We start from the raw sequence: 26759 nt of genomic DNA on the forward strand, positions 1-26759 counted from the left end.
AACGGGGTGCGAGCCTGATGGCTCCACCCCGTTTTGGCTTCGGGCTGGCGATGCGTCAGCCGATGATACGCAGCGAGTAATCCGTCGCGCGCACGTCCTTGGTCAATGCGCCCACCGAGATCCGGTCCACGCCGGTCTCGGCGAAAGTGCGGATGGTCTCGGCATTGACGCCGCCCGACACCTCAAGTAGCGCCCTGCCCTGGTTGATCTTCACCGCGTCCTGCATCATCGGCACGGTGAAGTTATCGATCAGCACCGACTTCGCGCCTGCTGCCAGGGCTTCTTCCAGCTCCGCCAGCGACTCGACCTCGACCTGCACCGACGCATCGGTATCGAGCGCCAGCGCCGCCTGCAGCGCGGCGGTGATGCTGCCTGCCGCGGCGATATGGTTTTCCTTGATCAGGATGCCGTCGTACAGCGCCAGCCGCTGGTTCTCGCCACCGCCGATGCGGACCGCGTACTTCTGCGCCAGGCGCAGGCCCGGCAGCGTCTTGCGGGTATCCAGCACGCGCGCGAGGGTGCCGGCGATCAGGTCGGCATAGCGGCGCGTCACGGTGGCCACGCCGGACAGCAGTTGCAGGAAGTTCAGCGACGGGCGTTCGGCAGTCAGCAGCGAGCGCGCCGGGCCGGTGATCTCGCACACCACGGAATCCGCCGCCATCCGCGCGCCCTCTTCCTGCAGCCAGCGCACTTCCAGCGCCGGGTCGACCGCGCGCATGCAGGCATCGAACCACGGCTGTCCGCACAGCACCGCCGCTTCGCGCACGATCACGCGCGCGTGCGCGGGCTTGCCAGCGGGCACCAGCAGGCCGGTCAGGTCGCCGCTGCCGACATCCTCGGCGATGGCGGCCTGCACATTGGCTTGCAGCGCTGCGTGCAGCGCTGCGCCGTAGCTGTCGAAAATCGGATTCACGCTCATGCCGGGCCGATCCCCTGGAACAGCGCCTGTTCCTTCGCCAGGTCGGACGACGGACGCACATTGCGCTTCTGCGCCGCGGCGAAATCGAGCATGCGGTTGATGCAGGTCACCGCCTTGACGCCGATGGCCGGGTCGACGTGGATCTCGTTGCGCCCGGTCTCCAGCACCTCGGCCAGGTTGGTCAGCGCATTCATCGCCATCCACGGGCAGTGCGCGCAGCTTTTGCAGGTCGCGCTGTTGCCGGCCGTCGGCGCCTCGATGAAGTGCTTGCCAGGCGCGGCCATGCGCATCTTGTGCAGGATGCCGTTGTCGGTGGCAACGATAAACTCGGTCGCGTCCAGCTTCTGCGCCGCTTCGATCAGCTGCGAGGTGGAGCCGACCACATCGGCCTGCGCCACCACGTTTTCGGGCGATTCCGGGTGCACCAGGATCTTGGCGTTGGGGAATTCGCGGCGCAGCAGGTCCAGCTCGATGCCCTTGAACTCGTCGTGCACCAGGCACGAGCCCTGCCACAGCAGCATGTCGGCGCCGGTCTGCTTCTGGATATAGCTGCCCAGGTGCTTGTCGGGTGCCCACAGGATCTTCTTGCCCTGCGCGTGCAGGTGCTCGACGATCTTCAGCCCGATGCTCGACGTGACCATCCAGTCCGCGCGCGCCTTCACCGCCGCGCTGGTATTGGCGTACACCACCACGGTGCGGTCCGGGTGCGCATCGCAGAAGGCGGCGAATTCGTCGGCCGGGCAACCCAGGTCGAGCGAGCAGGTCGCATCCAGGTCCGGCATCAGCACGGTCTTCTCGGGGCTGAGGATCTTGGCGGTCTCGCCCATGAAGCGCACGCCGGCCACCACCAGGGTCTTGGCTTCGTGGTCGCGGCCGAAGCGGGCCATTTCGAGGGAGTCGGAGACGCAGCCGCCGGTTTCTTCGGCGAGGTCCTGCAGGTCGGCGTCGACGTAGTAGTGCGCCACCAGCACCGCATTACGTTCCTGCAGCAAGCGGCGGATACGCGCCTTCAGCGACTGCCGCTCATCGGGCGACAGCACCGGCGGCACCTTGGCCCAGGCATGGGCCACGCAGCTGCCGCCAGTGGCGTTTTCGGCATCCGCCAGGTTCGGCTTCTCGAACTCGACGGTCTTGATCGATTGTGGGGTCATCTCCGGGTACTCCTCTAGACCTCCGCCAACAGGGTGCGGCCGGCCAGAACATGGGGGAGTTTATCTAAAACAAAAGCCCCGCCATGGGCGGGGCTTTGTCAAACCATACGGCGCGGCCGAATTGTATCAGGCGTAGCGGCGCAGGCGCAGCGAGAAATCGTGCAACGCCTGGATGCCGCTGGCCTCGGCACGGTGGCACCAGGCCTGCAGCTGCTGCAGCAGCTGCTCGCGCGTCAGGTTGGAACGGCCCCAGATGGCGGCCAGTTCACGGCGCATTTCGACGAAGGTCTGCAGCGCCTTGTTCTGCTCGACGATGCTCGCCAGCTGCTCGCGCTGCTGTGCGGCCAGCTTGGTTTCCTCGCGGTGGAACCACTTGCTGGCGGGCTTGAAGCTGCGGTACTCGGCCACGCCGCCTTCCTTGAGCTTGTCCAGTTCCTGGCGGAACGCACCCTTGACGGCCTTGGCGTAGCGCGCCATCACGTCATAGCGGTTGGCGATGATGGCTTCCAGCGTGTTGTGATCGACCGGACGGGCTTCCACCAGGCGCGCCTTGGGCGGGGTCTTCTTGACCTTGGCCAGGCCGACCGCCTGCATCGCGCGGATATAGCCCCAGCCCACGTCGAACTCATACCACTTGATCGAAAACTTGGCCGAGGTCGGGTAGGTGTGGTGGTTGTTGTGCAGTTCCTCACCGCCAATGATCAGGCCCCACGGCGACACATTGGTCGACGCGTCTTCGCAATCGTAATTGCGGTAGCCCCACCAGTGGCCCAGGCCATTGATGATGCCGGCGGCATGGATCGGGATCCACAGCATCTGCACTGCCCACACCGACATGCCGATCACGCCGAACAGCGCCAGGTCGATGATCAGCATCAGGCCAACGCCCTGCCAGGTGAAGCGCGAGTACAGGTTGCGCTCGATCCAGTCATTCGGGCAGCCATGGCTGAACTTGGCGATGGTTTCCTTGTTCTTGGCCTCGGCGCGATAGAGTTCAGCCCCTTCCAGCAGCACCTTGCGGATGCCGCGGGTCTGCGGGCTGTGCGGATCGTCCTCGGTCTCGCACTTGGCGTGGTGCTTGCGATGGATCGCGGTCCACTCCCTGGTGACCATGCCGGTGGTCAGCCACAGCCAGAAGCGGAAGAAATGCTGGGCGATCGGGTGCAGGTCCAGCGACCGGTGCGCCATGCAGCGGTGCAGGAAGATGGTGACGCCAGCGATGGTGATATGCGTCATCACCAGGGTGTAGATGACGATCTCCCACCAGGCCCAATTGGCAAGGCCGTTGGCGGCCCAGTCAAGAATAGTGTCGAACAAACTGTTCTCCGTCGGTTAAACAGGACTTTCCCGTGCAGGCCGGCTGGCCGGTGCACACAACGCGCAGAAAAAATAGCTGCGAATCTATTGATTGCGATAGCTGTCTGGCGCTTGCCTCGGGACCCGAAGTCGCTCCGGGCTCCCTGGCACGCGAGTCTGGCGCCGGCCGTGGCAGGCGGGACAAGGTACGAGCCGCTGCAATCTGGCGGCTGTCTGATGTGGGAGCGGGATGTCTCAACCCGCGACAACCCGGCATTCTACCGGATTGGCGAGGGCGCAAGCATACGCTATTTCCCGGATTTGGACGGGGTGCAACGGTTTTCGTTCCGTGGGGTGCCGAACTCGCCGCCTGGCTGGCATCTGCACGGTCCTGTGACGCTCAGGTGACAGTCTAGGTGGCGTTGGCGGCTTCCGGCAAGGTACTTGCCTTGGGGGCGCCTGGTCCGGGCATCGGCGTCTCGTGCATCACACGCAGCTCACGCTGGGGATAGGGAATCGAAATGCCGTGCTCGCGCAGCGTGCGCCAGATGGCGCGGTTCATCGCGGATTGCACCCCTAGCTTTCCGTTCTGTGGATCGGCAATGTAGGCCGCGACTTCGTACTCGATGCCGCTGTCCGCAAACAGCACCAGGAAGGCCGCCGGCTCCGGGTCTTTCAGCACGCGCGGCAGTTCGCGCACGCATTCGGTCAGCAGTGCGATCACGGTCTCCGGGTCAGCGCTGTAGTCGGCCTGGACACGCGTCGCCACGCGCACATTGGTGTTCGAGAATGAATGGTTCTGCACCGACTGCGCCACCAATTGCTCGTTCGGCACCAGCGTCTCGCCGTCGCCGTTGCGCACCACGGTGTAGCGGGTGCGGATCTGCGACACGATGCCGGTGTACTTGTCCACCGTGATCTGGTCGCCCAGCTTGACCGAGCGGTCCAGCAGGATAATGAAGCCCGAGATGTAGTTGCTCGCGATCTTCTGCAAGCCCAGGCCCAGGCCCACGCCCAGCGCACCGCCGAACACCGACAGCACGGTCAGGTCGATCCCGACCAGCGACAGGCTCAGCAGCAGCGACACCAGCAGCAGCAAGGCCTTGGAGATGCGGGTCAGCACCACCTTCAGGTTGACGTCGAGGTTGGCCGAGCGCATCAGCCGCTCCTCCAGCCAGGACCCGAACCACATCGCCACCAGCACCGTCAGCAGGATCCAGACCCCCGCCATCAGCGTGTCGGCGAGGCTGATCTTCTGCTTGCCGCCGATCGAGAAGCGCACGTCCTGCATCCACGCGACCACCTCCGACAGCACGCCAAGCACATAAAGCGCCATGCCGATCCACACCAGCGTGGTCAGCACCTTCTCCACCAGCAGCAGCATGCCGTGCAACTGCCCGCTGCCGGACATGACCCGCCGCAGGATATAGAAGACGACATTGAGCGAGGTGATACCGAACAGCGGCACCAGCGCCAGCCGCAGCACGCTGATCGGGATCAACGGCTCCAGCGCGAAGCGCGCGACCATCACCAGCACCCAACCTGCCAGCGGGAACATGGCCCGCTCCAGGCTGGCGGCTGCAAAGCGCAGCGAGAAGCTGGAACTGGCGTAGCGCGCCTCGAGCCGGTGCACCACATAGCGCCCCAGCGGCCACGCCACCGCGAGGCAGCCGGCCAGCACCAGCAGCTGCCAGAAGAACCCCGGGCCGCCGGCATCGCGGATCAGGTCGTCCAGCATCTTGCCGAACATCGAATGGGAGGCCGTCAGCTCGCCGCCGAGGCCGGACAGGGTTTCACCGTTCATCGGGGAGACTCAGGTTGAGGGCCGCCGTCCGCTGCAGACGGGCGGCGGCCACAGGCGTCAGCTGGTGCGTTCCAGCACCGCGGCAAAGAAGCCGTCGGTCTGGTGCAGATGCGGATACAGCGCGAACATGCCGCTATCCTGAGGCAACGCGGGCACTTCGATCTTCTGGTCGGCCAGCACCTCGCTGGCCGGAACCAGGCGGAAGTTGGGGTGCGCGGCGAGGAAATCGCGCACGATGGCCTCGTTTTCGGCTTCGAGCACGGAGCACGTGGCGTAGACCACGCGGCCGCCGCCCTTGACTAGGCGCGCCGCCGACTCAAGGATAGCGCTCTGCTTGGCAGTCAGCTCCAGCACCGATTCCGGCGTCTGGCGCCACTTCAGGTCGGGGTTGCGCCGCAGCGTTCCCAGCCCGCTGCACGGCGCGTCCACCAGCACCCGGTCGACCTTGCCGGCCAGGCGCTTGATCTTGGCGTCGCGTTCGGAGTCGATCAGGACCGGATGGACGTTGGACAGGCCGCTGCGCGCCAGGCGGGGCTTCAGGTTGGCCAGGCGCTTTTCCGACACGTCGAAGGCGTACAACCGGCCGGTGGAGCGCATCGCGGCGCCCAGCGCCAAGGTCTTGCCACCCGCGCCGGCACAGAAGTCGACCACCATCTCGCCACGCTTTGGCGCCACCAGGTTGCACAGCAGCTGGCTGCCTTCGTCCTGCACCTCGACCAGGCCGTTGACAAAGATTGGCAGCTGGTTCAGCGCGGGCTTGCCGGTCATGCGGATGCCGGCGGGCGCCATCGGCGTCGGCTCGGCGCCCAGGCCGGCGGATTGCAGCTCGGCCAGCGCCGCATCGCGGCTGGTCTTGCCCAGGTTGACGCGCAGGTCAAGCGGCGCCGGGCGCAGCCAGGCATCGCCCAGTGCCGCGGTAAATTCTTCGCCATGGCGGCGCACCAGCTCGTCGTACAGCCATTCGGGCAGATTGGTGCGCACGCGCGGGGCCAGGCTGGAACGCTCGATCGTGGTCAGGCGGTCCAGCCATTCGGCCTCTTCGGGGTGCAGGAACGGCGTCAGTACGTCGCGTCCGAGCGTGGCCGCCAGGCCCAGCAGCGCCAGGCGGCGCGAGCTGGCGCCGGTGCCGCTTTCCGCAAACTGCGCGAACTCCACGCGCCGGCGCAGCACCGCATAGATGGCCTCGGCGATGATGCCGCGCTCGCGATGGCCCAGCTTGCTGTTCTCGCGGAAGTAATAGCTCACCACGGCATCGGCCGGGCGGGCGAACAGCATGACCTTGCCAAGCAGGCGGTCGATATGCTGGATATGCGAGGCGTGCAGCCCGCCGTGCATGCGCGGCGCGCCGTCGCGGACGGCATTGCCGTTGGCGGGCTTGCGGATGGGGCTGCCCTTGCCCTTTCTCTTGCCGCGCGGCGGCGCGTGGCCCTCGCTACGGGTGGGACGGGTTCCTGCCTGGTTGCGGCTCATGCCTCGACTCCTGCCGCCCGGGTATGGGCGGAGATGGCCATCAGCAGTTGCGGCTCGGCCGGGTTGATAACGTTGACCACGCCGTCCTGCAGTTGCAGGCGGTCCTCGACGAACCAGCGGACGGCGCGGGGATAGATCTGGTGCTCGCAGTCGAGCAGGCGCTCGGCCAGGCTTTCGGGCGTGTCGGTGGGCAGCACATCAAGTGCGGCCTGGATCACGATCGGACCGTGGTCGAGTTCCGGGGTAACGAAGTGCACGGTGGCGCCGTGCAGCTTGACGCCGGCGTCCAGCGCTTGCTTGTGGGTGTTCAGCCCCGGGAAGCACGGCAGCAGCGACGGGTGGATATTCAGCAGCCGGCCCGCATAGCGGTCGACAAAACCCGGCGTCAGGATGCGCATGAAGCCGGCCAGCACCACCAGGTCGGGGGCGTGGGCATCGATGGCCTCGGCCATCGCGGCATCAAACGAGGCGCGGTCGGGAAACTGGCGATGGTCGACCACGCCGGTGGCAATGCCTTGCTGCTGCGCGAACTGCAGCCCGGCGGCATCGGGCCGGTTCGACAGCACCGCTGCCACGCGCGCCGGCCAACCGCCGCCCGCGCAGGCACGGACGATGGCTTCCATGTTGGAGCCACGCCCGGAAATCAAGATGACAATTTTTTTCATCGCGCAATTCTACCAAGGCGAGGCACTAAACTCCGGTAACGCGAACCCATTAGGTACTTAATTCAGCAGGTCCGGACAAGTGCAATGCCCCTAACATGTGACGATGGCGCCGCATACCCCCGATTGATGGATTGTGACGCTTCGCCCCCTCTGCTAGAGTGGGCGCTACGTCCACGCGCCAATCCTGTGCAGGTTTTTCACGACACAGTGCTCCAAGCGAGCGGGTGACAACAAGGACAAAACGGGAAATTAGACGGGAACTCGCATGTCGAACGCTGCACCGACGTTGTTGGTGGTCGATGATCATCCTATGGCCTTGTCAGGCACCACGGCCTTCCTTGCCGAAGTCATGCCGGATGTCGCGGTACACGCCGCCGGCAGTGCCCGAGAAGCCCTGGCGAGCCTGCAGCAGGGGCTGCGCCCGGATATTGTGCTGCTCGATATCTGGCTGAACGACGGCACCGGCTTCGATGCCATGCAGTCGTTCAAGACCGTGATCCCCGGGGCGCGCTTTATCTTCATGTCCGCAGAAGCCACGCCCGAAATCGTCGGCCGCGCCCGTGCGCTGTCGGCATGCGGCTTCGTCGGCAAGCATCTCGATGCCAATGCCTTCACCGCCGCGGTGCGCAAGGTGCTGGCGGGTGACACCTCCTTCCCTACCGATGAAGCCCTGAACGGGCGGGCCCAGTCGTTTGGCCCCGCGCACGGCATCCCGGTTACGCCGGCCGAGCTGGGCCTGACGCCGCGCCAGGGGTCCGTGCTGGCCCTGGTGCTCGAAGGCCTGCCGAACAAGGTGATCGCGCGCCGGCTCGGGCTGACCGAGAACACGGTCAAGGAGCACGTGTCGGCGATCCTGCAACGCCTGGGCGTGCGTACCCGGATGCAGGTGATGTCGCGGATGGAACGGTTCCGCCTGCGCCAGTAAGGCGCCGCACTTGCCCTCCCCAGCCTAAGCCGGGCGCAGCCATCGCCGCAGCAGCATCCGCAGCGACGCCGGGTCCACCGGCTTGGGCAGCACGAAATACCCCGCCTCTTCCGCCGCCGCCAGCGCGGCCGATTTCAGGTCGCCGGTCAGCAGCGCGCTGCGCGCCTGCGGTTGCGTGTTCTGCCAGCGCTCCAGCAGGTCCAGGCCGTTCTCGCTGCCCGGCAGCCGCAGGTCGCAGAAGATGATGTCCGGGCGCAGGCCCTTGGCAAACAGCTTGTCGGCCTCGGCGCCGTGCGCGGCGCAGGCCACGTGGATGCCCCACGCCTCCATCAGCGCGATCCACGCCTTGCGGATCTGGCTGTCGTCGTCGACCACCAGCACCGTGCCCTGCAGCCGGTCGGGCTTGGCTTCCTGGGCCTGCGCCATGGCACGCATCTCGCGCACGCTGGCGACGGTCTCGGCCGGCACCGGGGCCAGGGCGAACCAGAACACCGAGCCCTTGCCCGGCACCGAGCGCACGCCATAGGTGCCGCGCATCAGCCGCACGCACTCCTTGAAGATCGCCAGGCCGAGGCCGAGGCCCTGAGACGGGTCGCGCTGCGGGTTGTTGACCTGGTAGTACGGCGAGAAGATCTCGGGCAGGTGCTCGGGCGTGACGCCGGCGCCGGTGTCCCAAACCTCCAGCCGCACGTGCTTGCGGCGCTGGCGCGCGGTCACCAGCACGCCGCCGCGCTGGGTATAGCGCAACGCGTTCTGCACCAGGTTAAACAGCGCGCGGCGCAGCAGCACCGGCTCGGCCATCGCGTACAGTTCGTCGGGCACGCGCGGCGTCAGCATCAGGCCGCTTTCGCGGGCGTCGGCGGCAAACTGGCTCATCACGTCGCGGATCAACGCGCCCAGCTCGCACGGCTCCAGCGTCGGCAGGACCTTGCGCCCTTCCAGCTTGGACAGGTCCAGCAGCGAGCGGAACAGCAGGTCGATGGTCTGCGTGCCCGCCGCCACCTGCTCCACCAGCGGATGCAGCGACGACGACTGGTTGCGCGCGCGCAGCGCTTCAACCAGCATCACCAGCGCATGCACCGGCTGGCGCAGGTCATGGCTGGCGGCGGCGAGGAAGCGCGATTTTTCTTCGCTGGCATGCAGCGCGCGCTCCTTTTCTTCCTGGAACTGCTTGGCCAGCCGGCGGCTGTCACCCTCGAGCTGGATCGCGCGGACCAGCGTGAGCTGCAGGTTGAAGGCATGGCGCGACAGCATCAGCGCGTAGATCACCAGCAGGCCCTGTACATAAGCGCCATGGCCGGGGAAGGCGAACTCCGCCATCAGGATGCTGGGCACCAGGATCGGCACGCCGGCGTACACCAGGTTGGACGGCACCGGGGCCTGCGATACCGCGCCGCCGGCCAGCACGCCCAGCGTCAGCAGGTACAGCACGCTGGAGAAGACCACCGAGTCCGTATACAAATGCAGCAGTGCCGAGCTGCCCCAGGTTACCCCGGTCAGCAGCGCCAGCACGCGCATGTTGTTCCACCACCTGCGCGTATGCGCGGAACGGCTCATCGAGGCGCCGTCGCGCTGGTAGCCGACATGGAACCACAGGCCGCCCGCGGTCAGCAGCAGCATGATCGCGCACCAACCCAGCAGTGCGGCGTGGCTGACTTCGCCCCAGAATCCCAGCGTGGTCAGCGCCGGCAGCAGCACGGAAGCGACGATGGCGGTCGGCGCATTCTTGTGCACGATGGCCATCAGCTTGGCGCGGGTCTCGACGTCAAGCTCACCGCTCGATTGCGGCAGTATATGGGGCCGAAGCCGGGGGAGAAGCCGGGACAGGAACCGGTTGGGCAGCGCGTTCAAATGTGGCTGGCTTGAGATGGCAGGCGCAAGGCGAGAAAAAGCGGCAAGAAATGTCGTGTCGCGCGCGTTTTGGCTGCATGTGACGTCGGCGTGACACACAAGTGGTGCATATCATGCCGCCTTTTGCCGTATCGCGCCATGCCGGGGTAGGCGGATGCAGCACAAAAACAGCAGCTTAGCGCACATGGGGGCGCAGGCAGCGGCAAGCCGACCCATTCGCCTTATAATGCCCGCTTTACCCGAAACATTTCCCGCCGTCCCCGTGAAAGTCTTCCGCGGCCTGCCCAACGCCGAGAGCCGGGCGCCCTGCGCGCTCACCATCGGCAATTTCGACGGTGTGCATCGCGGCCACCAGTCGCTGCTTGCGCGCGCGCGCGCGGCGGCGGACGCGCGCGGCCTGCCGCTGTGCGTGATGACGTTCGAGCCGCATCCGCGCGAGTTCTTCACCCCGGACAAGGCGCCCACCCGCATCGCGCTGCTGCGCGACAAGCTGGAAAGCCTGCGCCGCAACGGCGTGGACCGCGTCGTGGTCGAGCACTTCAACGCCCACTTTGCCAGCCAGTCCCCGCAGGAATTCGTTGAAAACGTGCTGTGGCACGGCCTGCACACGCGCTGGCTGCTGGTCGGCGACGACTTCCGCTTCGGCGCCAGGCGCGCGGGCGACTTCGCCTACCTGCAGGACGCCGGGCACCGGTTCGGCTTCGACGTCGAGCAGATGGGCTCGGTCTCCGAGGGCGGCATCCGCATTTCCAGCTCGGCGGTGCGCCAGGCCCTGGCCGATGGCGACCTCGAGCACGCGCGGCGCCTGCTGGGCCACGGCTATGCCATCAGCGGCCACGTGATCCACGGCCGCAAGCTGGGGCGCGACCTGGGCTTCCCGACGCTGAACCTGCGCATCTCGCACAAGCGCCCGGCGGTCAACGGCATCTTCGTGGTGCAGGTGCATGGCATTGCCGACCACCCGCTGCCCGGCGTGGCCAGCATCGGCGTGCGCCCGACCATCGAGGACGCCGGCCGCGTGCTGCTGGAAGTCCACCTCTTTGACTTCAATGAAAGCCTGTACGGCAAGCTGGTACGGGTCGAATTCATGAAGAAGCTGCGCGACGAGGCGCGCTTCGACAACCTGGAAGACCTGACCGCCGCGATCGCCAAGGACAGCGCCGACGCGCGCGGGTTCTTCGGCCTGACCGCGCCCGGCGCTGCCGAGGGCACCGGCGGCCGCGACTTCGCTACCTCCGCCACCGACCGAATTAGCTAGCGGCCGGCGCCCGCCAGTGTGCGCGGGCCCGGTTCGCATGCCCCGCCCAGTCTTCCCGCGCGCGCCCCGGCCTGCTGCCGGCCGCGCGCCAAACGAATTGCTCCGAGAATCGAAATGTCCGACGACAAACGCGCCAAGTCCGATCAGAACCAGAAAAACAAGTATCCCGTCAACCTGCTCGACACGCCCTTCCCCATGCGTGGCGACCTGCCCAAGCGCGAGCCGCAGTGGGTCAAGCAGTGGCAGGAGAAGCAGCTCTACAAGAAGATCCGCGCGGCGCGCAAGGGCGCGAAGAAGTTCGTGCTGCATGACGGCCCGCCGTATGCCAACGGCGATATCCACATCGGCCACGCCGTGAACAAGGTGCTCAAGGACATGATCATCAAGGCGCGCGGCCTGAGCGGGCTCGACGCCGTCTACGTGCCGGGCTGGGACTGCCATGGCATGCCGATCGAGATCCAGATCGAGAAGAAATTCGGCAAGGGCCTGCCGGTGCAGGAAGTCCAGGCCAAGGCGCGCGCGTACGCCACCGAGCAGATCAAGCGCCAGATGGTGGACTTCGAGCGCCTGGGCGTGCTGGGCGACTGGGACCACCCCTACCTGACCATGAACTACAGCAACGAGGCGGACGAATTGCGCGCGCTCGGCAAGATCATGGAAAAGGGCTACGTGTTCCGCGGCCTGAAGCCGGTGAACTGGTGCTTCGACTGCGGCTCGGCGCTGGCCGAGGCCGAAGTCGAGTACAAGGACAAGGTCGACCTGTCGATCGACGTGGGCTTCCCGTTTGCCGAGGCCGACAAGCTGGCGCACGCCTTCAAGGTGCCGTTCGACCAGATCAACGCCAAGCCCGGCTGGATCGTGATCTGGACCACCACGCCGTGGACCATCCCGAGCAACCAGGCGCTGAACGTGCACCCCGAAGTGGAATACGCGCTGGTCGACACGCCGCGCGGCTACCTGATCCTGGCCACCGAGCGCGTCGAGGAGCAGCTGAAGGTCTACGCGCTGGAAGGCAAGGTCATCGCCACCGCAACCGGCGCCGCGCTGTCGGAAATCCGCTTCCACCACCCGCTGGCCAAGATGGACGCGGGATATGACCGCCTGTCGCCGGTCTACCTGGGCGACTACGTCACCACCGACACCGGCTCGGGCATCGTCCACTCGGCGCCCGCCTATGGCGTGGAAGACTTCCAGTCGTGCAAGGCGCACGGGATGCCCGACGGCGACATCATCAGCCCGGTGATGGGCAACGGCGTCTACGCCGGCACGCTGCCGCTGTTCGGCGGGCTGTCGATCTGGGATGCCAACCCCAAGATCGTCGACGCGTTGCAGGAATCGGGCAACCTGTTCAACTCGCACAAGTACACCCACAGCTACATGCACTGCTGGCGTCACAAGACGCCGATCATCTACCGCGCCACCTCGCAGTGGTTTGCGGGCATGGACGTGGATCCGACCGAGGAGAACGGCAAGCCCGTGCCGACCCTGCGCGAGACCGCGCTGGCCGGCATCGATGCCACCGAGTTCTACCCGGCGTGGGGCAAGCAGCGCCTGCACAACATGATCGCCAACCGGCCGGACTGGACGCTGTCGCGCCAGCGCCAGTGGGGCGTGCCGATGGCCTTCTTCGTGCACAAGGAAACCGGCGCGCTGCATCCGCGCACGCCTGAACTGCTGGAAGCCATCGCCAAACGCGTCGAGCAGCAAGGCATCGAAGCCTGGCAGACGCTGGATCCGGCCGAACTGCTGGGCGACGAAGCCAGCCAGTACGAAAAGAACCGCGACACGCTCGACGTCTGGTTCGACTCCGGCACCACGCACTGGACCGTGGTCCGCGGCTCGCACCGCGACGACCTGTACGACCCGGCCGCCGACACAGCCGAAGGCCGCCTTGCCGACCTCTACCTGGAAGGCTCCGACCAGCACCGCGGCTGGTTCCACTCGTCGCTGCTGACCGCGTCGATGCTGTACGGCAAGCCGCCGTACAAGGCGCTGCTGACGCACGGCTTCACCGTCGACGGCGAGGGCCGCAAGATGTCCAAGTCGGTCGGCAACACCGTGTCGCCGCAGGACATCTCCAACAAGATGGGCGCCGAGATCATCCGGCTGTGGGTGGCCTCGACCGACTACTCGGGCGAGTTGTCGATCTCGGACGAGATCCTCAAGCGCGTGGTGGAAAGCTATCGCCGCATCCGCAACACGCTGCGCTTCCTGCTGTCGAACCTGTCCGACTACGACCACGGCAAGCACGCGCTGCCGGCGTCGGAATGGCTGGAGATCGACCGCTACGCCGTCGCGCTGACCGACCGGCTGCAGAAGGAAGTGCTGTCGCACTACGAGGCCTACGAATTCCACCCGGTGGTGGCCAAGCTGCAGACCTTCTGCTCGGAAGACCTGGGCGGCTTCTACCTTGACGTGCTGAAGGACCGCCTCTACACCACGGCGGCGGACTCCAAGGCCCGCCGCGCGGCGCAGAACGCGCTGTACCACATCACCCAGGCGATGCTGCACTGGATGGCGCCGTTCCTGTCGTTCACCGCCGAGGAAGCGTGGCAGGTCTTTGTCCACGGCACCGAGCACACCGACACCATCTTCACCAGCACCTACTACCCGGTGCCGGAAATGGACGACGCCGATGACCTGCTGCAGAAATGGCATACGCTGCGCGAAGTGCGCGCCGAAGTCACCAAGCAACTGGAAGCGGTGCGCGTCGAAGGCGAGATCGGCTCGTCGCTGCAGGCGGAGCTGACCATCCAGGCCGGCGGCCCGGTGCTGCAGGCGCTGCAGAGCCTGGGCGACGACCTGCGCTTCGTGCTGCTGACATCGTCGGCCAAGGTCACCGCCGCGCCCGAAGCCGGCGACCTGCTGGTGACGGTAACGCCGTCGGCACATGCCAAGTGCGAGCGCTGCTGGCACTACCGCGCCGATGTCGGCCACAACCCGGACCACCCCACCCTCTGCGGCCGCTGCGACAGCAACCTGTTCGGCGCCGGTGAACACAGGAGCCACGCCTGATGGCATCGACCACGTCCCGATCCGCCCGGCCGGCGCGCCGCGGCAGCAAGGCCGCGGGCAACACCACGCCGCTGCTGTGGCTGGCGTTCGCACTGCTGGTGGTGCTGCTTGACCAGTTCTTCAAGATCGTCATCGTGCGCAGCTTCACTTACGGTGAGTCGCGCCCGGTCACGAGCTTCTTCAACCTGGTGCTGGTCTACAACAAGGGCGCGGCATTCAGCTTCCTGGCCGACGCCGGCGGCTGGCAGCGCTGGTTCTTTACCGGACTGGGCCTCGTGGTCGGGGCGTTCATCGTGTGGCTGCTGTATCGGCATACCGGGCAGCGGTTGTTCTGCTTCGCCGTGTCGCTGATCCTGGGCGGCGCGGTCGGCAACGTGATCGATCGCGTGGTCTACGGGCACGTGGTCGACTTCCTGGATTTCTACGCGGGCCGGTATCACTGGCCGGCCTTCAATGTCGCGGACTGCGCGATCACGGTCGGCGCGGTGCTGCTGATCGTGGATGAGTTGCGGCGGGTGCGGAAGCACTGAACTGCCGGATTGGGTTCCCCTCTCCCGCCGGGCGGGAGAGGGGAGCAAACCATCTTGGGAAGCAAACCTCCAGCCGGCTTCCCCGGTATCATTTCCCTTTCCCCCCAGCCAGGTTCCCCACCATGGATTTGCGCGGCAAGCACATCGTTCTCGGCCTGACCGGCGGCATCGCCTGCTACAAGTCGGCCGAGCTGGTCCGCCTGCTGACCAAGGCCGGCGCCACCGTGCAGGTGGCCATGACCGAGGCGGCGACCCACTTCATTACCCCGGTGACTATGCAGGCGCTGTCCGGCCGCCCGGTGTTCCTGTCGCAGTGGGACGCCCGCATCGACAACAACATGGCGCATATCGACCTCTCGCGCGAGGCCGACGCCATTGTCATCGCACCCGCTTCCACCGACTTCATGGCGCGCCTGGCCAACGGCCTGTGCGACGACCTGCTGAGCACGCTGTGCATCGCGCGCGACTGCCCGCTGCTGGTGGCGCCGGCGATGAACCGCCAGATGTGGGCAGCGCCGGCAACCCAGCGCAATGCCGCGCAGCTGCGCGCCGACGGCGTGACCATCCTGGGGCCGGGCAGCGGCGACCAGGCCTGCGGCGAGGTCGGCGACGGCCGCATGCTCGAGCCCGAAGAACTGCTCGACGACATCATCGCCTTCTTCCAGCCCAAGCCGCTGCAAGGCAAGCGCGTGCTGATCACCGCCGGGCCGACCTTCGAGGCAATCGACCCGGTGCGCGGCATCACCAACCTGTCGTCGGGCAAGATGGGCTTCTCGATCGCGCGCGCGGCGCGCGAGGCCGGCGCCGAAGTGCTGCTGGTGGCCGGGCCGACCAGCCTGCCGACGCCGCGCGGCGTGGTGCGCACCGATGTGCGCAGCGCGCAGCAGATGCATGATGCAGTGCTGGCACAGCTGCCCGGCGCCGACGTCTTCGTCGCGGTGGCCGCGGTGGCCGACTGGCGCCCCGCCGAAGTGGCCCGGCAGAAGCTGAAGAAGGCCAACGACACCGACACGCCCACGCTGCAGTTCGTGCAGAACCCGGACATCCTCGCCACCGTGGCGGCGCGCACGGATGCGCCCTACTGCGTCGGTTTCGCGGCCGAAAGCGAAAACCTGGAGCAGTACGGCGAACAGAAGCGCCAGCGCAAGGGCGTGCCGCTGCTGGTCGGCAATATCGGCCACCATACCTTTGGCCTGGACGACAACGAGATCGTGCTGTTCGATGCCGCCGGCATGACGCGGCTGCCGCGCGCCGACAAGCTGTCGCTGGCGCGCCAGCTCGTTGCCGCCATCGGCCAACGCCTGCCCGGGCGGCCGCGTCCCTGATTGTTGAAACGAATTTCCCCGAGATTGTCTATGACCCAGCCTCTGAACCCCACCGTCGAAATCAAGGTGCTCGATGCCCGCCTGAACGAATGGGGCCTGCCTGCCTACCAGAGCGAAATGGCCGCCGCCATCGACCTGCATGCCTGCGTCGACACGCCGGTGTCGATCGCCCCGGGCACGCCCGCGCAATTAGTGCCGGCCGGCATCGCCGTGCACATGGGCAACCCCTACATGGCCGCGACCATCGTGCCGCGCTCGGGCCTCGGCCACAAGAAAGGCCTGGTGCTGGGCAACTCGATCGGCGTGATCGATGCCGACTACCAGGGCCAGATCATGGTCAGCGTGTGGAACCGCAACGCGCCGGGCACCGAGCCGATCGTGATCCAGCCGGGCGAGCGCATCGCGCAGATGATGTTCGTGCCAGTGCTGCGGCCGGTCTTCACGACGGTGGACGAGTTCAGCGAAGACAGCGAGCGCGGCGCCGGTGGCTTCGGCTCGACCGGGGTGCATCACGCCAAGGCCTGACGCTCATTCACGCTGGCAAAGGAAGACTGGCGCCCTGTGGCGCCAGTTTGCATTTCAGCTGCGCTGTTCGAACAGCAACGCCACGCCGCCGGCCGCCTCGGCCGGCACCAGCGTTTCGCGCGGGCCGAGGTCGAGGGTCGGCACACCGGCGTTGCGCCAGAGCGCGCGCGCCGCGGCCAGGTCGCCGGTACGCAGGCGCATCGCGGCGTATCCCGGCACCTCCCTGTGCACATGCGCCGTGCCGGTCGCCGAGGCCAGCGCCTGCGGCGTGCTGACCACCAGCGCGGCGTCATCCAGCGCCAGGCTGCTGACGTGCTCGCTCAGCTGCGTCAGCTCGCCGCCGGTCAGTTCCGCATAGGCCCGCGCCGCGGCATCGACCAGCGCGGGCGCCACCACCAGGAACATGGTCGCGATGCTGTCGGCGCCGTTGGCGTGTGACATCCATTCCGGCCGCCACAGCAGCTCGGGCGTGCGGTGCTCGCAGACGAAATAGCGCGCGCCCGGGGCATCGTCGAGCGCGGTCACGCGGAAGGTGGCGGAATGTTCGCTGCCGTCGTCCAGCCGCACCGGGCGCGAGAACTCGATCGGATCCGAGGTGTACCAGCCCGACGCACGCAGCCGTGCGGCGGCGCCGAAGGCGTCGTCGCTCTTGCACGACATTGCCGCGCAGCCGCCGCCGCGCGCCTGCGCGTCCCAGTAGTACTGGCGGCTGGGGGTGGGCGCTGTGACGTGCAGCAGCTCGACGTAGTCGTGCCCCAACATGATGCAATGGTTCTGCGAACCCAGCGTGTGGTAGCCGCGCGGCGTCAGCGTAAAGCCGAGCCGTTGCCAGGCCTGCGCCCCCGCATCGAGGTCGGGACACACCACCACCGCATGGTCAAACATTTCCGCTTGGCTTGCCATCGACATCACCTCGGTCTGTGCGGCGGGCGCGCCTGCGCCGGCCGCCGTCATTCGAACTGGATATTGGCCTTGCGCGCCACGGCCTGCCACTTGTCGTGCTCCTGGCGCACCAGCTTGCCGAGGTCGGCCGGGCTGCCGCCGACGATCTCGAAGCCCTGCGCGGCCAGCGCATCGACCACCCGCGGCTGGCGCAGCGACTCGACCAGCGCCTGGTGGATCCGCGTGACCGTTGCCGCGGCCAGGTTGGCGGGCCCGAACACGCCGATCCAGGAATAAGCTTCAAAACCCTTGAGCCCCTGCTCGGCCACGGTCGGCACCTGCGGCAACTGGCGCAGGCGGCTGGTGCCGGTCACGCCCAGCACCTTGATGGTGCGCGCGGCCACGTGCGCCTGTACCGCGGCATAGCTGCTGAAAAAGATATCGACCTCATTGGCCAGCACCGCCTGCACGGCCGGGCCGCCGCCCTTGTAGGGCACGTGGAGCATGTGCATGCCGGCTTCGGTCGCCAGCGCCTCGGCTGCAAGCTGGTTCAGGCTGCCGATGCCGGACGAGGCATAGCGCACGCTGTCGGGCTTGGCCTTGGCCAATGCCACCAGTTCGCGCACATTGGCGGCCGGCAGCGAGGGATTGGCGGCGATGACCAGCGGAAAGCGCACCAGCTGCGAGATCGGCGTGAAATCGTGGAAGGTGTCGTAGGGCAGCTGCTTGTAGGCAAACGGGTTGATGGCGTGCGTATCGAAGGCCATCAGCAACGTGCTGCCGTCAGGCCTGGCGCGCGCCACGGTGCTGGACGCGATCAGGCCGCCGGCGCCCGGCTTGTTGTCGACCACCACGGTCTGCCCCAGCGCCGCCTTCAGCCCCGGCTGCAGCTGGCGCGCGACGATATCGACACTGCCGCCGGGCGGGAACGGCAGCACCAGCGCGAGCGGACGGTTGCCGGCCGGCGCCTCGGCGGCGGCGTGCATCATCGGGACAGGCATGGCGCCCAGCGGCAGGATCTTGAGCAGCAGGCGGCGGCGCCGCGTGCGTTCGGCAGAGGACATCGGGTATTCGGGCGTTGGCGACCGCAATGCCGGCGGCCGCCGGGACAAAAAAGAAGGGGCGGCATCACTGCCGCCCCCTGTATTTTGCCCGATGATCGGCCGCGTTGCAGGCGACCCCCGCCGAACCGCGCCCGGATCGCCACGATCCGGTGCGATTTTCGGCCGTCTCCGGCCCTTTCAGGCCGGAGCGACGGTCGCCGCTCAGGCCTCGGCGCGCTGCTCTTCCGGCGCTTCGGGCGGTTCCGGCTCGATCTCGGAGAAATCGAGCTTGATCTGGTCCTGCTCGTCCAGGTCGACCACGACCTTGCCGCCGGATACCAGCCTGCCGAACAGCAGCTCGTCGGCCAGCGCCTTGCGGATCATGTCCTGGATCAGGCGTTGCATCGGACGCGCGCCCATCAGCGGGTCGAAGCCCTTGTGCGCCAGGAACTTGCGCAGCTTCTCGCTGAAGCTGGCTTCCACCTTCTTCTCGTGCAGCTGCTCTTCCAGCTGCATCAGGAACTTGTCGACCACGCGCAGGATGATTTCCTCGTCCAGCGAGCGGAAGCTGATGGTGGCATCCAGCCTGTTGCGGAACTCCGGCGTGAACATGCGCTTGATGTCGGCCATCTCGTCGCCCTGCTCGCGCGTGCTGGTGAAGCCGATGGTGGCGCGGTTCATGGTCTCCGCTCCCGCGTTGGTGGTCATGATGATGATCACGTTGCGGAAGTCGGCGCGCCGGCCGTTGTTGTCGGTCAGCGAGCCATGGTCCATCACCTGCAGCAGGATATTGAAGATATCCGGATGCGCTTTCTCGATTTCATCCAGCAGCAGCACGCAGTGCGGCTTCTTGGTGACGGCCTCGGTCAGCAGGCCGCCCTGGTCGAAGCCGACGTATCCCGGCGGCGCGCCGATCAGTCGGCTCACCGCGTGGCGCTCCATGTATTCGGACATGTCGAAGCGCAGCAGCTCGATGCCCATGATGAAGGCCAGCTGCTTGGCGACCTCGGTCTTGCCCACGCCGGTGGGACCCGAGAACAGGAACGAGCCGATCGGCTTGTCGGTCTTGCCCAGGCCGGCGCGCGACATCTTGATCGCCGAGGCCAGCGCCTCGATCGCGGGATCCTGGCCGAACACCACCGACTTCAGGTCGCGTTCCAGCGTCTGCAGCTTGCTGCGGTCGTCCTGGTTCACGCTCTGCGGCGGGATGCGCGCGATGCGCGAGACGATGTCCTCGATCTCGCCCTTGCCGATGGTCTTCTTCTGCTTGGACTTCGGCAGGATGCGCTGCGCCGCGCCGGCTTCGTCGATCACGTCGATCGCCTTGTCCGGCAGGTGCCGGTCGGTGATGAAGCGGGCCGACAGCTCGGCCGCGGCGGTCAGCGCCGAAGCCGCGTACTTGACGCCATGGTGCTCCTCGAAGCGCGACTTCAGGCCGCGCAGGATCTGCACGGTCTGGTCGACCGACGGCTCGACCACGTCGATCTTCTGGAAGCGCCGCGACAGCGCCGCGTCCTTCTCGAAGATGCCGCGGTATTCCGTGAAGGTGGTCGCGCCGATGCACTTGAGCTGGCCCGATGACAGCGCCGGCTTGAGCAGGTTGCTGGCGTCCAGTGTCCCGCCCGATGCGGCGCCCGCGCCGATCAGCGTGTGGATCTCGTCGATGAACAGGATCGCGTTCGGGTTGTCCTTGAGCGACTTCAGCACGCCCTTCAGGCGCTGCTCGAAGTCGCCGCGGTACTTGGTGCCGGCCAGCAGCGCGCCCATGTCGAGCGAGTAGACGGTGGCCTTTTCCAGGATGTCCGGGACTTCGTTCTTGGTGATGCGCCAGGCCAGCCCCTCCGCAATGGCGGTCTTGCCGACGCCGGCCTCGCCCACCAGCAGCGGGTTGTTCTTGCGCCGGCGGCACAGCACCTGCACCACGCGCTCGACTTCGCTTTCGCGGCCGATCAGCGGATCGATCTTGCCGGCCTTGGCCAGCGCGTTCAGGTTCTGGGTGTATTGCTCGAGCGGGCTTTCCTTGCCGTCGCCGCCCTCGCCTTCGCCGGCATTGTCGCCATGCTTGGCGGGCTCGGACTGGTCCTTGCGGATGCCGTGGCTGATGAAATTGACCACGTCAAGGCGCGTCACGCCCTGCTGCTGCAGGTAGTAGACCGCGTGCGAATCCTTCTCGCCAAAGATGGCGACCAGCACGTTGGCACCGGTCACTTCCTTCTTGCCATTGGAAGTGGACTGTACGTGCATGATCGCGCGCTGGATCACGCGCTGGAAGCCGAGCGTGGGCTGGGTATCGACCTCGTCGGTCCCCGGCACCACCGGCGTGTTATCCGCGATGAAGTTCTTAAGGCTGGTGCGCAGGTCCTCGATATTGGCCGCGCAGGCGCGCAAGACTTCAGCTGCCGTGGGATTGTCGAGCAATGCCAGCAGCAGATGCTCCACGGTAATGAACTCGTGGCGTGCCTGCCGGGCTTCGACAAAAGCCATATGCAGGCTCACTTCCAATTCTTGCGCAATCATGCTTCCTCCATCACGCACTGCAAGGGGTGCCCCGCCTGCCGCGCGTGCGTTGACACCAGCTCGACTTTTGTCGCCGCGATATCTCTGGTGTAGATACCGCAGACGCCCTTTCCTTCCCGGTGCACGGTCAGCATGATCTGCGTCGCCGTTTCCCGGTCCCTGCTGAAATACTGCTGCAGGATCATCACGACAAACTCCATCGGAGTGTAGTCGTCGTTAAGCAGCACCACCTTGAACATGGCAGGCGGTTTTAGCGCCTGCTCTTTACGCTCCAGGATGGTGCCCGCTTCGCGTTGTGGGACATTCGCAAGCCGTGTAGCCATGGCTTTATTCTAACCCTTACTCGCAACTCTGCAATTTGGGGAAAAGGCGCCGGATTCAAGGGCCGGGCTACCTGTTTCCGGTTATGAAAAAGCGCGGAACCGCACGCCAGAGGCATTGCAATGCACGTGACGGGAGACCGCAGGACTGATCCGGACAATACCCGATGCTTGCCGCCAAGGTACCATCCCGCGCCGTCCGTTTCCCGCCACACCCTGCCCGCAGTGGGGATTCCGCCAGCTTGACAGTATGTATGTTTGACAGAAGAATCGTTCGCACACCCGCCTGAAGCCGCGAGCCAAAGCAAAAGGCCAATGAGCGGGTGATCCGTGAGCAGGGAGGCCCACGGCCTGGCGGCGGCGAGTCAGCATCCAGACTGGCCGCCACGCGATTGCACCTCGCCGCGCGTCATCGCCGGCCGCACCTCGGGACGCGGCCGGTCATGGCGTCGCAGTGCGTGCGCTGCAGTCCGAGCCATCCGGCCGGCATCGGCTTCCCCGCTTTGAAATCTGCTATTTCGTTGGGGGAGTATATGGCAAGCGGTATCGTCAAATGGTTCAATGACGCCAAGGGCTTCGGGTTTATCAAGCCGGACGAGGGCGAAGAAGAACTGTTTGCGCACTTTTCGGCTATCCAGATGTCGGGCTTCAAGACGCTGAAGGAAGGTCAACGCGTCTCGTTCGAGGTGGTCCAGGGCCCCAAGGGCAAGCAAGCCACCAATATCCAGGACGCCAGCTAAGCTGCGCCGCGACCGTATCCCGGCCGGCAGAGCCGTGGAGCGGTCTACGAGGGTGCGGGGGGAGCTCCCCCGGGACGGGATCGGCGCCAGTGCCGGCCACGCTGTCTCAGGCAGCCGGGCAGGTTGTGGCGCATATCAGCTGCACGCACCGCATCCGACGGAAAGCCCGGCCTCGTGCCGGGCTTTCTGCTTTGCGCGGGCCGGCCATGGGGGCTGGCCAGCTCAGGCCCAGCCGTCGATCTTCAACCCGCTGGCCTGCTCGGCCTCTTCCTTTGTGACCTGCCGCACAGTCTGGCCGAAGGTCCAGACATGACCTTCCGGGTCCCTGGCAGTGTAGGAGCGGTCGCCATAGAACTCGTCCTGCGGCTCGCGCACGATCACCGCGCCCGCGGCACGGGCCCGCTCGCAGTGCTGGTCGATCCCATCCCGCAGGTGCACATGCACCGTCTGCGTATTCTTGCCGCCGATCGACGCCGGGCTGGCTGTAAAGTCAGCCCACTCGCTACCGACCATCAGGTAGCTATCGCCGAAGCGCATTTCCGAGTGCACCAGCTGGTCCTGCTGGTCCCGGATCACCATCACCCGCTGGAAGCCGAAGGCGCGTTCGAGCCAGTCCAGCGCGGCCAGCGGGTCCTTGTAAAAGACGGCCGCGCCGAAGGCGGTGCGGCGGAAAGGATCGTCCATGGCAGTCTCCCCGGGCCAGCCCGCCCGTCCGTTGCAATCCCTGAAGTTCTAGGCAACGGCGCTGGCCGGCGCAAGAAAAAACCCCGCAGCCGGGGCACGGCAGCGGGGTTCTTCCAAGGCAGGTCGCCCGCTACAGCGGGAGTCCGTGCTTACATATTTTCGATCATCACCTGGCCAAAGCCCGAGCACGAAACCTGGGTCGCGCCTTCCAGCAGGCGGGCGAAATCGTACGTGACCTTTTTGGACAGGATCGACTTTTCCATCGACGCGATGATCAGGTCCGCGGCCTCGGTCCAGCCCATGTGGCGCAGCATCATTTCCGCCGACAGGATTTCCGAGCCCGGGTTGACATAGTCCTTGCCGGCGTACTTGGGCGCGGTGCCATGGGTGGCCTCGAACATGGCGACGGAGTCGGACATGTTGGCGCCCGGGGCAATGCCGATGCCACCGACCTGCGCGGCCAGGGCGTCCGAAACGTAGTCGCCGTTCAGGTTCAGCGTGGCGATCACCGAGTATTCGGCCGGACGCAGCAGGATCTGCTGCAGGAAGGCGTCGGCAATCGCGTCCTTGACGACGATGTCCTTGCCGGTCTTCGGGTTCTTGAACTTGCACCACGGGCCGCCATCAACCAGCTCGGCGCCGAATTCCTTCTGCGCCAACTCGTAGCCCCAGTCACGGAAGCCACCCTCGGTGAACTTCATGATGTTGCCCTTGTGCACCAGCGTCACCGACGGCTTGTCGTTGTCGATGGCGTACTGGATCGCCTTGCGCACCAGGCGCTCGGTGCCTTCGCGCGAAACCGGCTTGACGCCGATGCCCGAGGTGGCCGGGAAGCGGATCTTCTTCACGCCCATCTCGTCCTGCAGGAACTTGATGAGTTTCTTCGCCTGCTCGCTTTCCGCGGCCCATTCGATGCCGGCGTAGATGTCCTCCGAGTTCTCGCGGAAGATCACCATGTCGGTCTTTTCCGGCTCGCGCACCGGCGAAGGCACGCCCTTGAAGTATCGCACCGGGCGCAGGCAGACATACAGGTCCAGCTGCTGGCGCAGCGCCACGTTCAGCGAGCGGATGCCGCCGCCCACGGGCGTGGTCAGCGGGCCCTTGATCGAGACCACGTATTCCTTGAGCACATCCAGGGTTTCGTCCGGCAGCCACACGTCCGGGCCGTAGACCTTGGTCGACTTCTCGCCGGCGTAGATCTCCATCCAGGAGATCTTGCGCTTGCCGCCGTAGGCCTTGGCCACGGCCGCGTCGACCACCTTGATCATCACCGGCGTGATATCGACGCCCGTACCGTCGCCTTCGATATAAGGAATGATGGGGTTGTCCGGGACATTCAGCGAAAAATCCTGGTTGACCGTGATCTTTTCGCCGGCCGGAACCTTGATGTGTTGATACATGACGTCTCCAGTACGGAACGGTTTAGACGGCCGCCGGGGCTTGGCCGACGGCGAGATTCGCGAGGTGGCGCTGGCATTGTAGCGGGCATCGCGGCCCGCCCAGCACTGCATTGCACCACCTTGGCGTACATTCAGGCAAGTCTTAGTCTTATATAAGACACAAGACTGATTTCGTATTATGCAGCAATCTTTCATCATCCGCCAACCGCGGCGCGCGGCTGGGGCATACTTGCGCCCCATGACCCTGATCGCCCTGAACAAGCCGTACGGCACCATGAGCCAGTTCTCGGAACATCCCACGCGCCCCACGCTGGCCGCTTGCGTGGACGTGCCGGGCGTGTACCCGGCCGGCCGGCTCGATGCGGACAGTGAAGGTTTGCTGCTGCTGACCGACGACGGCGCGCTCCAGGCGCGCATTGCCGACCCGCGCCACAAGCTGGAAAAGACTTACCTCGCCCAGGTCGAGGGCATTCCCGATGCGGCCGCGCTGGCGCGGCTGCGCGCCGGAGTCGACCTTGGCGACTTCGTCACGCAGCCGGCGCGGGCGCGTGCGATCGGCGAGCCCGACTGGCTCTGGCCGCGCCATCCGCCGGTGCGTTATCGCGCCGCGATCCCGACGTCATGGCTGGAGCTGAAGATTCGCGAAGGCAAGAACCGGCAGGTGCGGCGCATGACCGCTGCCGTCGGCTTCCCCACGCTGCGGCTGGTCCGCGTGGGCATCGGGCCGCTCGACCTGCGCACGCTCGGTCTCGCCCCTGGGGAATCGTGCGAGGTCGAGCCCGATGTACTGGGCTTGACGGCGACACGCGCGCCGGCCACCCATGTCTCAAAGACCAGACAGGCGAACGACGCCAAGCGGCGTTCTCGTTACAAAAGCTAACAAATGGCGCGTCAACGCGCCGTCCGGACGCCTCGTTCTTGTCGGTGACACGTCCAATCACGCGTCACAACTTCCGACTGTTCTTATCCTTCGAGGTAATCGCCATGAAAAAACTGATCGCTGCTCTGGTTGTCGGCCTGTTCGCCACCGGCGCCTTCGCCCAGGCTTCGGCCCCTGCCGACGCTGCAGCGCCCGCGGCCACCAAGGAAGCCCCGAAGCCCGCAAAGAAGAAGACCAGCCACAAGAAGACCACCCACAAGAAGGCCGCCACGGCTTCGGCCCCGGCCGCGCAGTAAGCCGCCGTGCCGGCCACGCGCCGGCGAAGAAGGAGGCAGGCTGCCACCAGGCGCCTGCCTTTTTCGTTTTGGCCGCCGCCATCCATCGGCGCGGCACCTGCGCTATGCTTGCGGCTGCCGTCCGCGCCCTTCCAGACCGAACACCATGTCCTTCCTGCTCAAGACGCCGTTGTCACGCTGCTTCCAGATTGCCGCGGCGCTCGCCGTGCTCGCCGCCGGCCAGGCCCAGGCGCAAGCCGCGCTGCCGGTAGTGCCGTTGACCGCGGGCATGTACGCGATCCACGCCGAGGTTGCCGCCACGCCGGCGGCGCGCGAACAGGGGCTGATGTACCGCAAGAGCATGCCGGTCAACAGCGGCATGCTGTTCGTGTTCGAGCAAAAGGCCGGTCATTGCTTCTGGATGCGCAATACCGAGCTGCCGCTGTCGATCGCTTTTCTTGCCGACGACGGGACCATCGTCAATATCGAGGACATGGCACCGCGTACCGAGAGCAACCACTGCCCGAAGACGGCGATCCGCTATGCGCTGGAAATGAACCAGGGCTGGTTCACGCAGAAGGGCATTCGCGCCGGCGCGAAGATCGGCGGGCTGCCGCAGGCGCGCTGACGCGCCGCGGCGGCATGCGGTGCCGGCATGGACGCCGGCACCGGGAGAATCCGGCTTAGTCGCGGAAGTTGTTGAAGTCCAGCGGCGCTTCCGAGACGTCCTTGCGCAGCATGGCGATCACGTTCTGCAGGTCGTCGCGCTTGGTTCCCGAGACGCGCACCGCATCGCCCTGGATGCTGGCCTGCACCTTGATCTTGCTGTCCTTGATCATGCGCACGATCTTCTTGGCCAGGTCGCCCGTCACCCCCTTCTTGATGGTGATGACCTGCTTGACCTTGTCGCCGCTGATCTTGTCGGTCTTGCCGTAGTCCAGGAAGCGCACGTCGACATTGCGCTTGGCCATCTTGTTGATCAGCACATCCTTCACCTGGTCCAGCTTGAAATCGTCGTCGGCAAAGGCGGTCAGTTCGTTTTCCTTCTGCTCGACCCGGGCGTCCGAGCCCTTGAAATCGAAGCGGGTCGAGATTTCCTTGTTGGATTGCTCGACGGCGTTCTTCACCTCGACCATGTTCGCTTCGCACACTACGTCAAACGACGGCATTGCATTCTCCTTGTGATCCATATGCCCGGAAGGCGGCCGTTGGCGACGCCTTCCGTATAATTCAGGCCTACCTCGCAGCCAGGGGCCGCAACGCTTACCACCAGCGGCGGCCGCG

The 26759-nt window shown here is 66.2% G+C and carries 24 protein-coding genes; 10 read left to right on the forward strand and 14 right to left on the reverse strand.

What is annotated here, in order from left to right:
* Positions 1–55: 55 nt before the first annotated feature.
* From nadC to purN, 6 genes are all read right to left on the reverse strand, one after another.
* Complete coding sequence (nadC, locus tag E0W60_RS24255; protein ID WP_135705868.1) at positions 56–919, reverse strand: carboxylating nicotinate-nucleotide diphosphorylase; 864 nt, start codon at positions 917–919, stop codon at positions 56–58.
* Positions 916–2070 (reverse strand): quinolinate synthase NadA, encoded by a 1155-nt coding sequence (gene nadA / locus E0W60_RS24260; RefSeq protein WP_133092218.1) that lies wholly within the window; start codon positions 2068–2070, stop codon positions 916–918. Before nadA ends, nadC begins: the two co-directional genes overlap by 4 nt.
* Before the next feature lie 126 nt (positions 2071–2196).
* A complete protein-coding gene (locus E0W60_RS24265; RefSeq protein ID WP_133092219.1) occupies positions 2197–3387 on the reverse strand; it encodes a DesA family fatty acid desaturase in 1191 nt (396 codons plus the stop codon).
* Positions 3388–3778: 391 nt separating this feature from the next.
* On the reverse strand, positions 3779–5170 hold the full coding sequence (locus E0W60_RS24270; RefSeq protein WP_133092220.1) for a mechanosensitive ion channel family protein: 1392 nt from the start codon (positions 5168–5170) through the stop codon (positions 3779–3781).
* A 57-nt stretch (positions 5171–5227) separates the two neighbouring features.
* Positions 5228–6640, reverse strand: a complete 1413-nt coding sequence (locus E0W60_RS24275; protein WP_135705869.1) for an RsmB/NOP family class I SAM-dependent RNA methyltransferase — start codon at positions 6638–6640, stop codon at positions 5228–5230.
* Positions 6637–7305: a phosphoribosylglycinamide formyltransferase gene (gene purN / locus E0W60_RS24280; protein ID WP_135705870.1), complete on the reverse strand. Its 669-nt coding sequence runs from the start codon at positions 7303–7305 to the stop codon at positions 6637–6639. Before purN ends, E0W60_RS24275 begins: the two co-directional genes overlap by 4 nt.
* 265 nt (positions 7306–7570) lie before the next feature.
* Between purN and E0W60_RS24285 the strand changes: the two genes are divergently transcribed.
* Entirely contained in the window at positions 7571–8230 is a 660-nt protein-coding gene (locus tag E0W60_RS24285) for a response regulator (protein ID WP_133092223.1), read from the forward strand.
* A gap of 24 nt (positions 8231–8254) precedes the next feature.
* Here E0W60_RS24285 and E0W60_RS24290 read toward each other — a convergent pair whose 3' ends face one another.
* Entirely contained in the window at positions 8255–10057 is a 1803-nt protein-coding gene (locus E0W60_RS24290; RefSeq protein WP_431189914.1) for an ATP-binding protein, read from the reverse strand.
* 286 nt (positions 10058–10343) lie between these two features.
* Between E0W60_RS24290 and E0W60_RS24295 the strand changes: the two genes are divergently transcribed.
* The 5 genes from E0W60_RS24295 (at position 10344) to dut (ending at position 16734) form a co-directional block, all read left to right on the forward strand.
* Positions 10344–11339 (forward strand): bifunctional riboflavin kinase/FAD synthetase, encoded by a 996-nt coding sequence (locus E0W60_RS24295; protein WP_133092225.1) that lies wholly within the window; start codon positions 10344–10346, stop codon positions 11337–11339.
* Positions 11340–11453: 114 nt separating this feature from the next.
* The gene (ileS, locus tag E0W60_RS24300; protein WP_135705872.1) at positions 11454–14354 is read left to right on the forward strand and encodes an isoleucine--tRNA ligase; all 2901 of its coding nucleotides are present in this window, start codon (positions 11454–11456) and stop codon (positions 14352–14354) included.
* Positions 14354–14884, forward strand: coding sequence for a signal peptidase II (lspA, locus tag E0W60_RS24305; protein ID WP_135705873.1), 531 nt, complete (start codon positions 14354–14356; stop codon positions 14882–14884). Before ileS ends, lspA begins: the two co-directional genes overlap by 1 nt.
* Before the next feature lie 122 nt (positions 14885–15006).
* Positions 15007–16209, forward strand: coding sequence for a bifunctional phosphopantothenoylcysteine decarboxylase/phosphopantothenate--cysteine ligase CoaBC (gene coaBC / locus E0W60_RS24310; protein WP_133092228.1), 1203 nt, complete (start codon positions 15007–15009; stop codon positions 16207–16209).
* A gap of 30 nt (positions 16210–16239) precedes the next feature.
* Positions 16240–16734: a dUTP diphosphatase gene (dut, locus tag E0W60_RS24315; protein WP_133092229.1), complete on the forward strand. Its 495-nt coding sequence runs from the start codon at positions 16240–16242 to the stop codon at positions 16732–16734.
* A 54-nt stretch (positions 16735–16788) separates the two neighbouring features.
* On the opposite strand, the gene E0W60_RS24320 is transcribed toward dut, so the two are convergent.
* The 4 genes from E0W60_RS24320 to clpS form a co-directional block, all read right to left on the reverse strand.
* Positions 16789–17637, reverse strand: a complete 849-nt coding sequence (locus tag E0W60_RS24320) for a VOC family protein (protein ID WP_135705874.1) — start codon at positions 17635–17637, stop codon at positions 16789–16791.
* Positions 17638–17684: 47 nt separating this feature from the next.
* Positions 17685–18680 (reverse strand): tripartite tricarboxylate transporter substrate binding protein, encoded by a 996-nt coding sequence (locus E0W60_RS24325; protein ID WP_135705875.1) that lies wholly within the window; start codon positions 18678–18680, stop codon positions 17685–17687.
* A 201-nt stretch (positions 18681–18881) separates the two neighbouring features.
* Positions 18882–21176, reverse strand: coding sequence for an ATP-dependent Clp protease ATP-binding subunit ClpA (clpA, locus tag E0W60_RS24330; protein WP_133092232.1), 2295 nt, complete (start codon positions 21174–21176; stop codon positions 18882–18884).
* Positions 21173–21499, reverse strand: a complete 327-nt coding sequence (gene clpS, locus E0W60_RS24335) for an ATP-dependent Clp protease adapter ClpS (protein ID WP_010814998.1) — start codon at positions 21497–21499, stop codon at positions 21173–21175. The genes clpA and clpS overlap by 4 nt, the downstream gene beginning before the upstream one ends.
* 530 nt (positions 21500–22029) lie before the next feature.
* Here clpS and E0W60_RS24340 point away from each other — a divergent pair.
* Positions 22030–22236, forward strand: coding sequence for a cold-shock protein (locus E0W60_RS24340; RefSeq protein ID WP_010814999.1), 207 nt, complete (start codon positions 22030–22032; stop codon positions 22234–22236).
* 222 nt (positions 22237–22458) lie between these two features.
* On the opposite strand, the gene E0W60_RS24345 is transcribed toward E0W60_RS24340, so the two are convergent.
* Together E0W60_RS24345 and icd are read right to left on the reverse strand one after the other, a co-directional pair.
* The gene (locus tag E0W60_RS24345) at positions 22459–22920 is read right to left on the reverse strand and encodes a VOC family protein (protein WP_135705876.1); all 462 of its coding nucleotides are present in this window, start codon (positions 22918–22920) and stop codon (positions 22459–22461) included.
* Between the two features lie 149 nt (positions 22921–23069).
* Positions 23070–24320, reverse strand: a complete 1251-nt coding sequence (gene icd / locus E0W60_RS24350; RefSeq protein WP_133092234.1) for an NADP-dependent isocitrate dehydrogenase — start codon at positions 24318–24320, stop codon at positions 23070–23072.
* A 238-nt stretch (positions 24321–24558) separates the two neighbouring features.
* Between icd and E0W60_RS24355 the strand changes: the two genes are divergently transcribed.
* The 3 genes from E0W60_RS24355 (at position 24559) to E0W60_RS24365 (ending at position 26103) form a co-directional block, all read left to right on the forward strand.
* Complete coding sequence (locus tag E0W60_RS24355; protein ID WP_133092235.1) at positions 24559–25200, forward strand: pseudouridine synthase; 642 nt, start codon at positions 24559–24561, stop codon at positions 25198–25200.
* A 104-nt stretch (positions 25201–25304) separates the two neighbouring features.
* The gene (locus E0W60_RS24360) at positions 25305–25496 is read left to right on the forward strand and encodes a hypothetical protein (protein ID WP_133092236.1); all 192 of its coding nucleotides are present in this window, start codon (positions 25305–25307) and stop codon (positions 25494–25496) included.
* A gap of 145 nt (positions 25497–25641) precedes the next feature.
* Positions 25642–26103, forward strand: coding sequence for a DUF192 domain-containing protein (locus E0W60_RS24365; RefSeq protein WP_135705877.1), 462 nt, complete (start codon positions 25642–25644; stop codon positions 26101–26103).
* Between the two features lie 55 nt (positions 26104–26158).
* On the opposite strand, the gene E0W60_RS24370 is transcribed toward E0W60_RS24365, so the two are convergent.
* On the reverse strand, positions 26159–26644 hold the full coding sequence (locus E0W60_RS24370) for a YajQ family cyclic di-GMP-binding protein (RefSeq protein WP_063240205.1): 486 nt from the start codon (positions 26642–26644) through the stop codon (positions 26159–26161).
* Positions 26645–26759: the final 115 nt, after the last annotated feature.

This window comes from Cupriavidus oxalaticus, from assembly GCF_004768545.1.
In the GTDB taxonomy this organism is placed as follows: Bacteria; Pseudomonadota; Gammaproteobacteria; order Burkholderiales; family Burkholderiaceae; genus Cupriavidus; species Cupriavidus oxalaticus_A.

What these genes read in the sequence shown, in the direction of transcription:
- icd (WP_133092234.1), bottom strand. Translation starts at nt 24,320, where the DNA reads ATGTATCAACACATCAAGGTTCCGGCCGGCGAAAAGATCACGGTCAAC.
- coaBC (WP_133092228.1), top strand. Translation starts at nt 15,007, where the DNA reads ATGGATTTGCGCGGCAAGCACATCGTTCTCGGCCTGACCGGCGGCATC.
- E0W60_RS24340 (WP_010814999.1), top strand. Translation starts at nt 22,030, where the DNA reads ATGGCAAGCGGTATCGTCAAATGGTTCAATGACGCCAAGGGCTTCGGG.
- dut (WP_133092229.1), top strand. Translation starts at nt 16,240, where the DNA reads ATGACCCAGCCTCTGAACCCCACCGTCGAAATCAAGGTGCTCGATGCC.
- E0W60_RS24355 (WP_133092235.1), top strand. Translation starts at nt 24,559, where the DNA reads ATGACCCTGATCGCCCTGAACAAGCCGTACGGCACCATGAGCCAGTTC.
- E0W60_RS24275 (WP_135705869.1), bottom strand. Translation starts at nt 6,640, where the DNA reads ATGAGCCGCAACCAGGCAGGAACCCGTCCCACCCGTAGCGAGGGCCAC.
- nadC (WP_135705868.1), bottom strand. Translation starts at nt 919, where the DNA reads ATGAGCGTGAATCCGATTTTCGACAGCTACGGCGCAGCGCTGCACGCA.
- E0W60_RS24270 (WP_133092220.1), bottom strand. Translation starts at nt 5,170, where the DNA reads ATGAACGGTGAAACCCTGTCCGGCCTCGGCGGCGAGCTGACGGCCTCC.
- nadA (WP_133092218.1), bottom strand. Translation starts at nt 2,070, where the DNA reads ATGACCCCACAATCGATCAAGACCGTCGAGTTCGAGAAGCCGAACCTG.
- E0W60_RS24345 (WP_135705876.1), bottom strand. Translation starts at nt 22,920, where the DNA reads ATGGACGATCCTTTCCGCCGCACCGCCTTCGGCGCGGCCGTCTTTTAC.
- purN (WP_135705870.1), bottom strand. Translation starts at nt 7,305, where the DNA reads ATGAAAAAAATTGTCATCTTGATTTCCGGGCGTGGCTCCAACATGGAA.
- clpS (WP_010814998.1), bottom strand. Translation starts at nt 21,499, where the DNA reads ATGGCTACACGGCTTGCGAATGTCCCACAACGCGAAGCGGGCACCATC.
- E0W60_RS24285 (WP_133092223.1), top strand. Translation starts at nt 7,571, where the DNA reads ATGTCGAACGCTGCACCGACGTTGTTGGTGGTCGATGATCATCCTATG.
- E0W60_RS24370 (WP_063240205.1), bottom strand. Translation starts at nt 26,644, where the DNA reads ATGCCGTCGTTTGACGTAGTGTGCGAAGCGAACATGGTCGAGGTGAAG.
- lspA (WP_135705873.1), top strand. Translation starts at nt 14,354, where the DNA reads ATGGCATCGACCACGTCCCGATCCGCCCGGCCGGCGCGCCGCGGCAGC.
- ileS (WP_135705872.1), top strand. Translation starts at nt 11,454, where the DNA reads ATGTCCGACGACAAACGCGCCAAGTCCGATCAGAACCAGAAAAACAAG.
- E0W60_RS24365 (WP_135705877.1), top strand. Translation starts at nt 25,642, where the DNA reads ATGTCCTTCCTGCTCAAGACGCCGTTGTCACGCTGCTTCCAGATTGCC.
- E0W60_RS24325 (WP_135705875.1), bottom strand. Translation starts at nt 18,680, where the DNA reads ATGTCCTCTGCCGAACGCACGCGGCGCCGCCGCCTGCTGCTCAAGATC.
- clpA (WP_133092232.1), bottom strand. Translation starts at nt 21,176, where the DNA reads ATGATTGCGCAAGAATTGGAAGTGAGCCTGCATATGGCTTTTGTCGAA.
- E0W60_RS24320 (WP_135705874.1), bottom strand. Translation starts at nt 17,637, where the DNA reads ATGGCAAGCCAAGCGGAAATGTTTGACCATGCGGTGGTGGTGTGTCCC.
- E0W60_RS24360 (WP_133092236.1), top strand. Translation starts at nt 25,305, where the DNA reads ATGAAAAAACTGATCGCTGCTCTGGTTGTCGGCCTGTTCGCCACCGGC.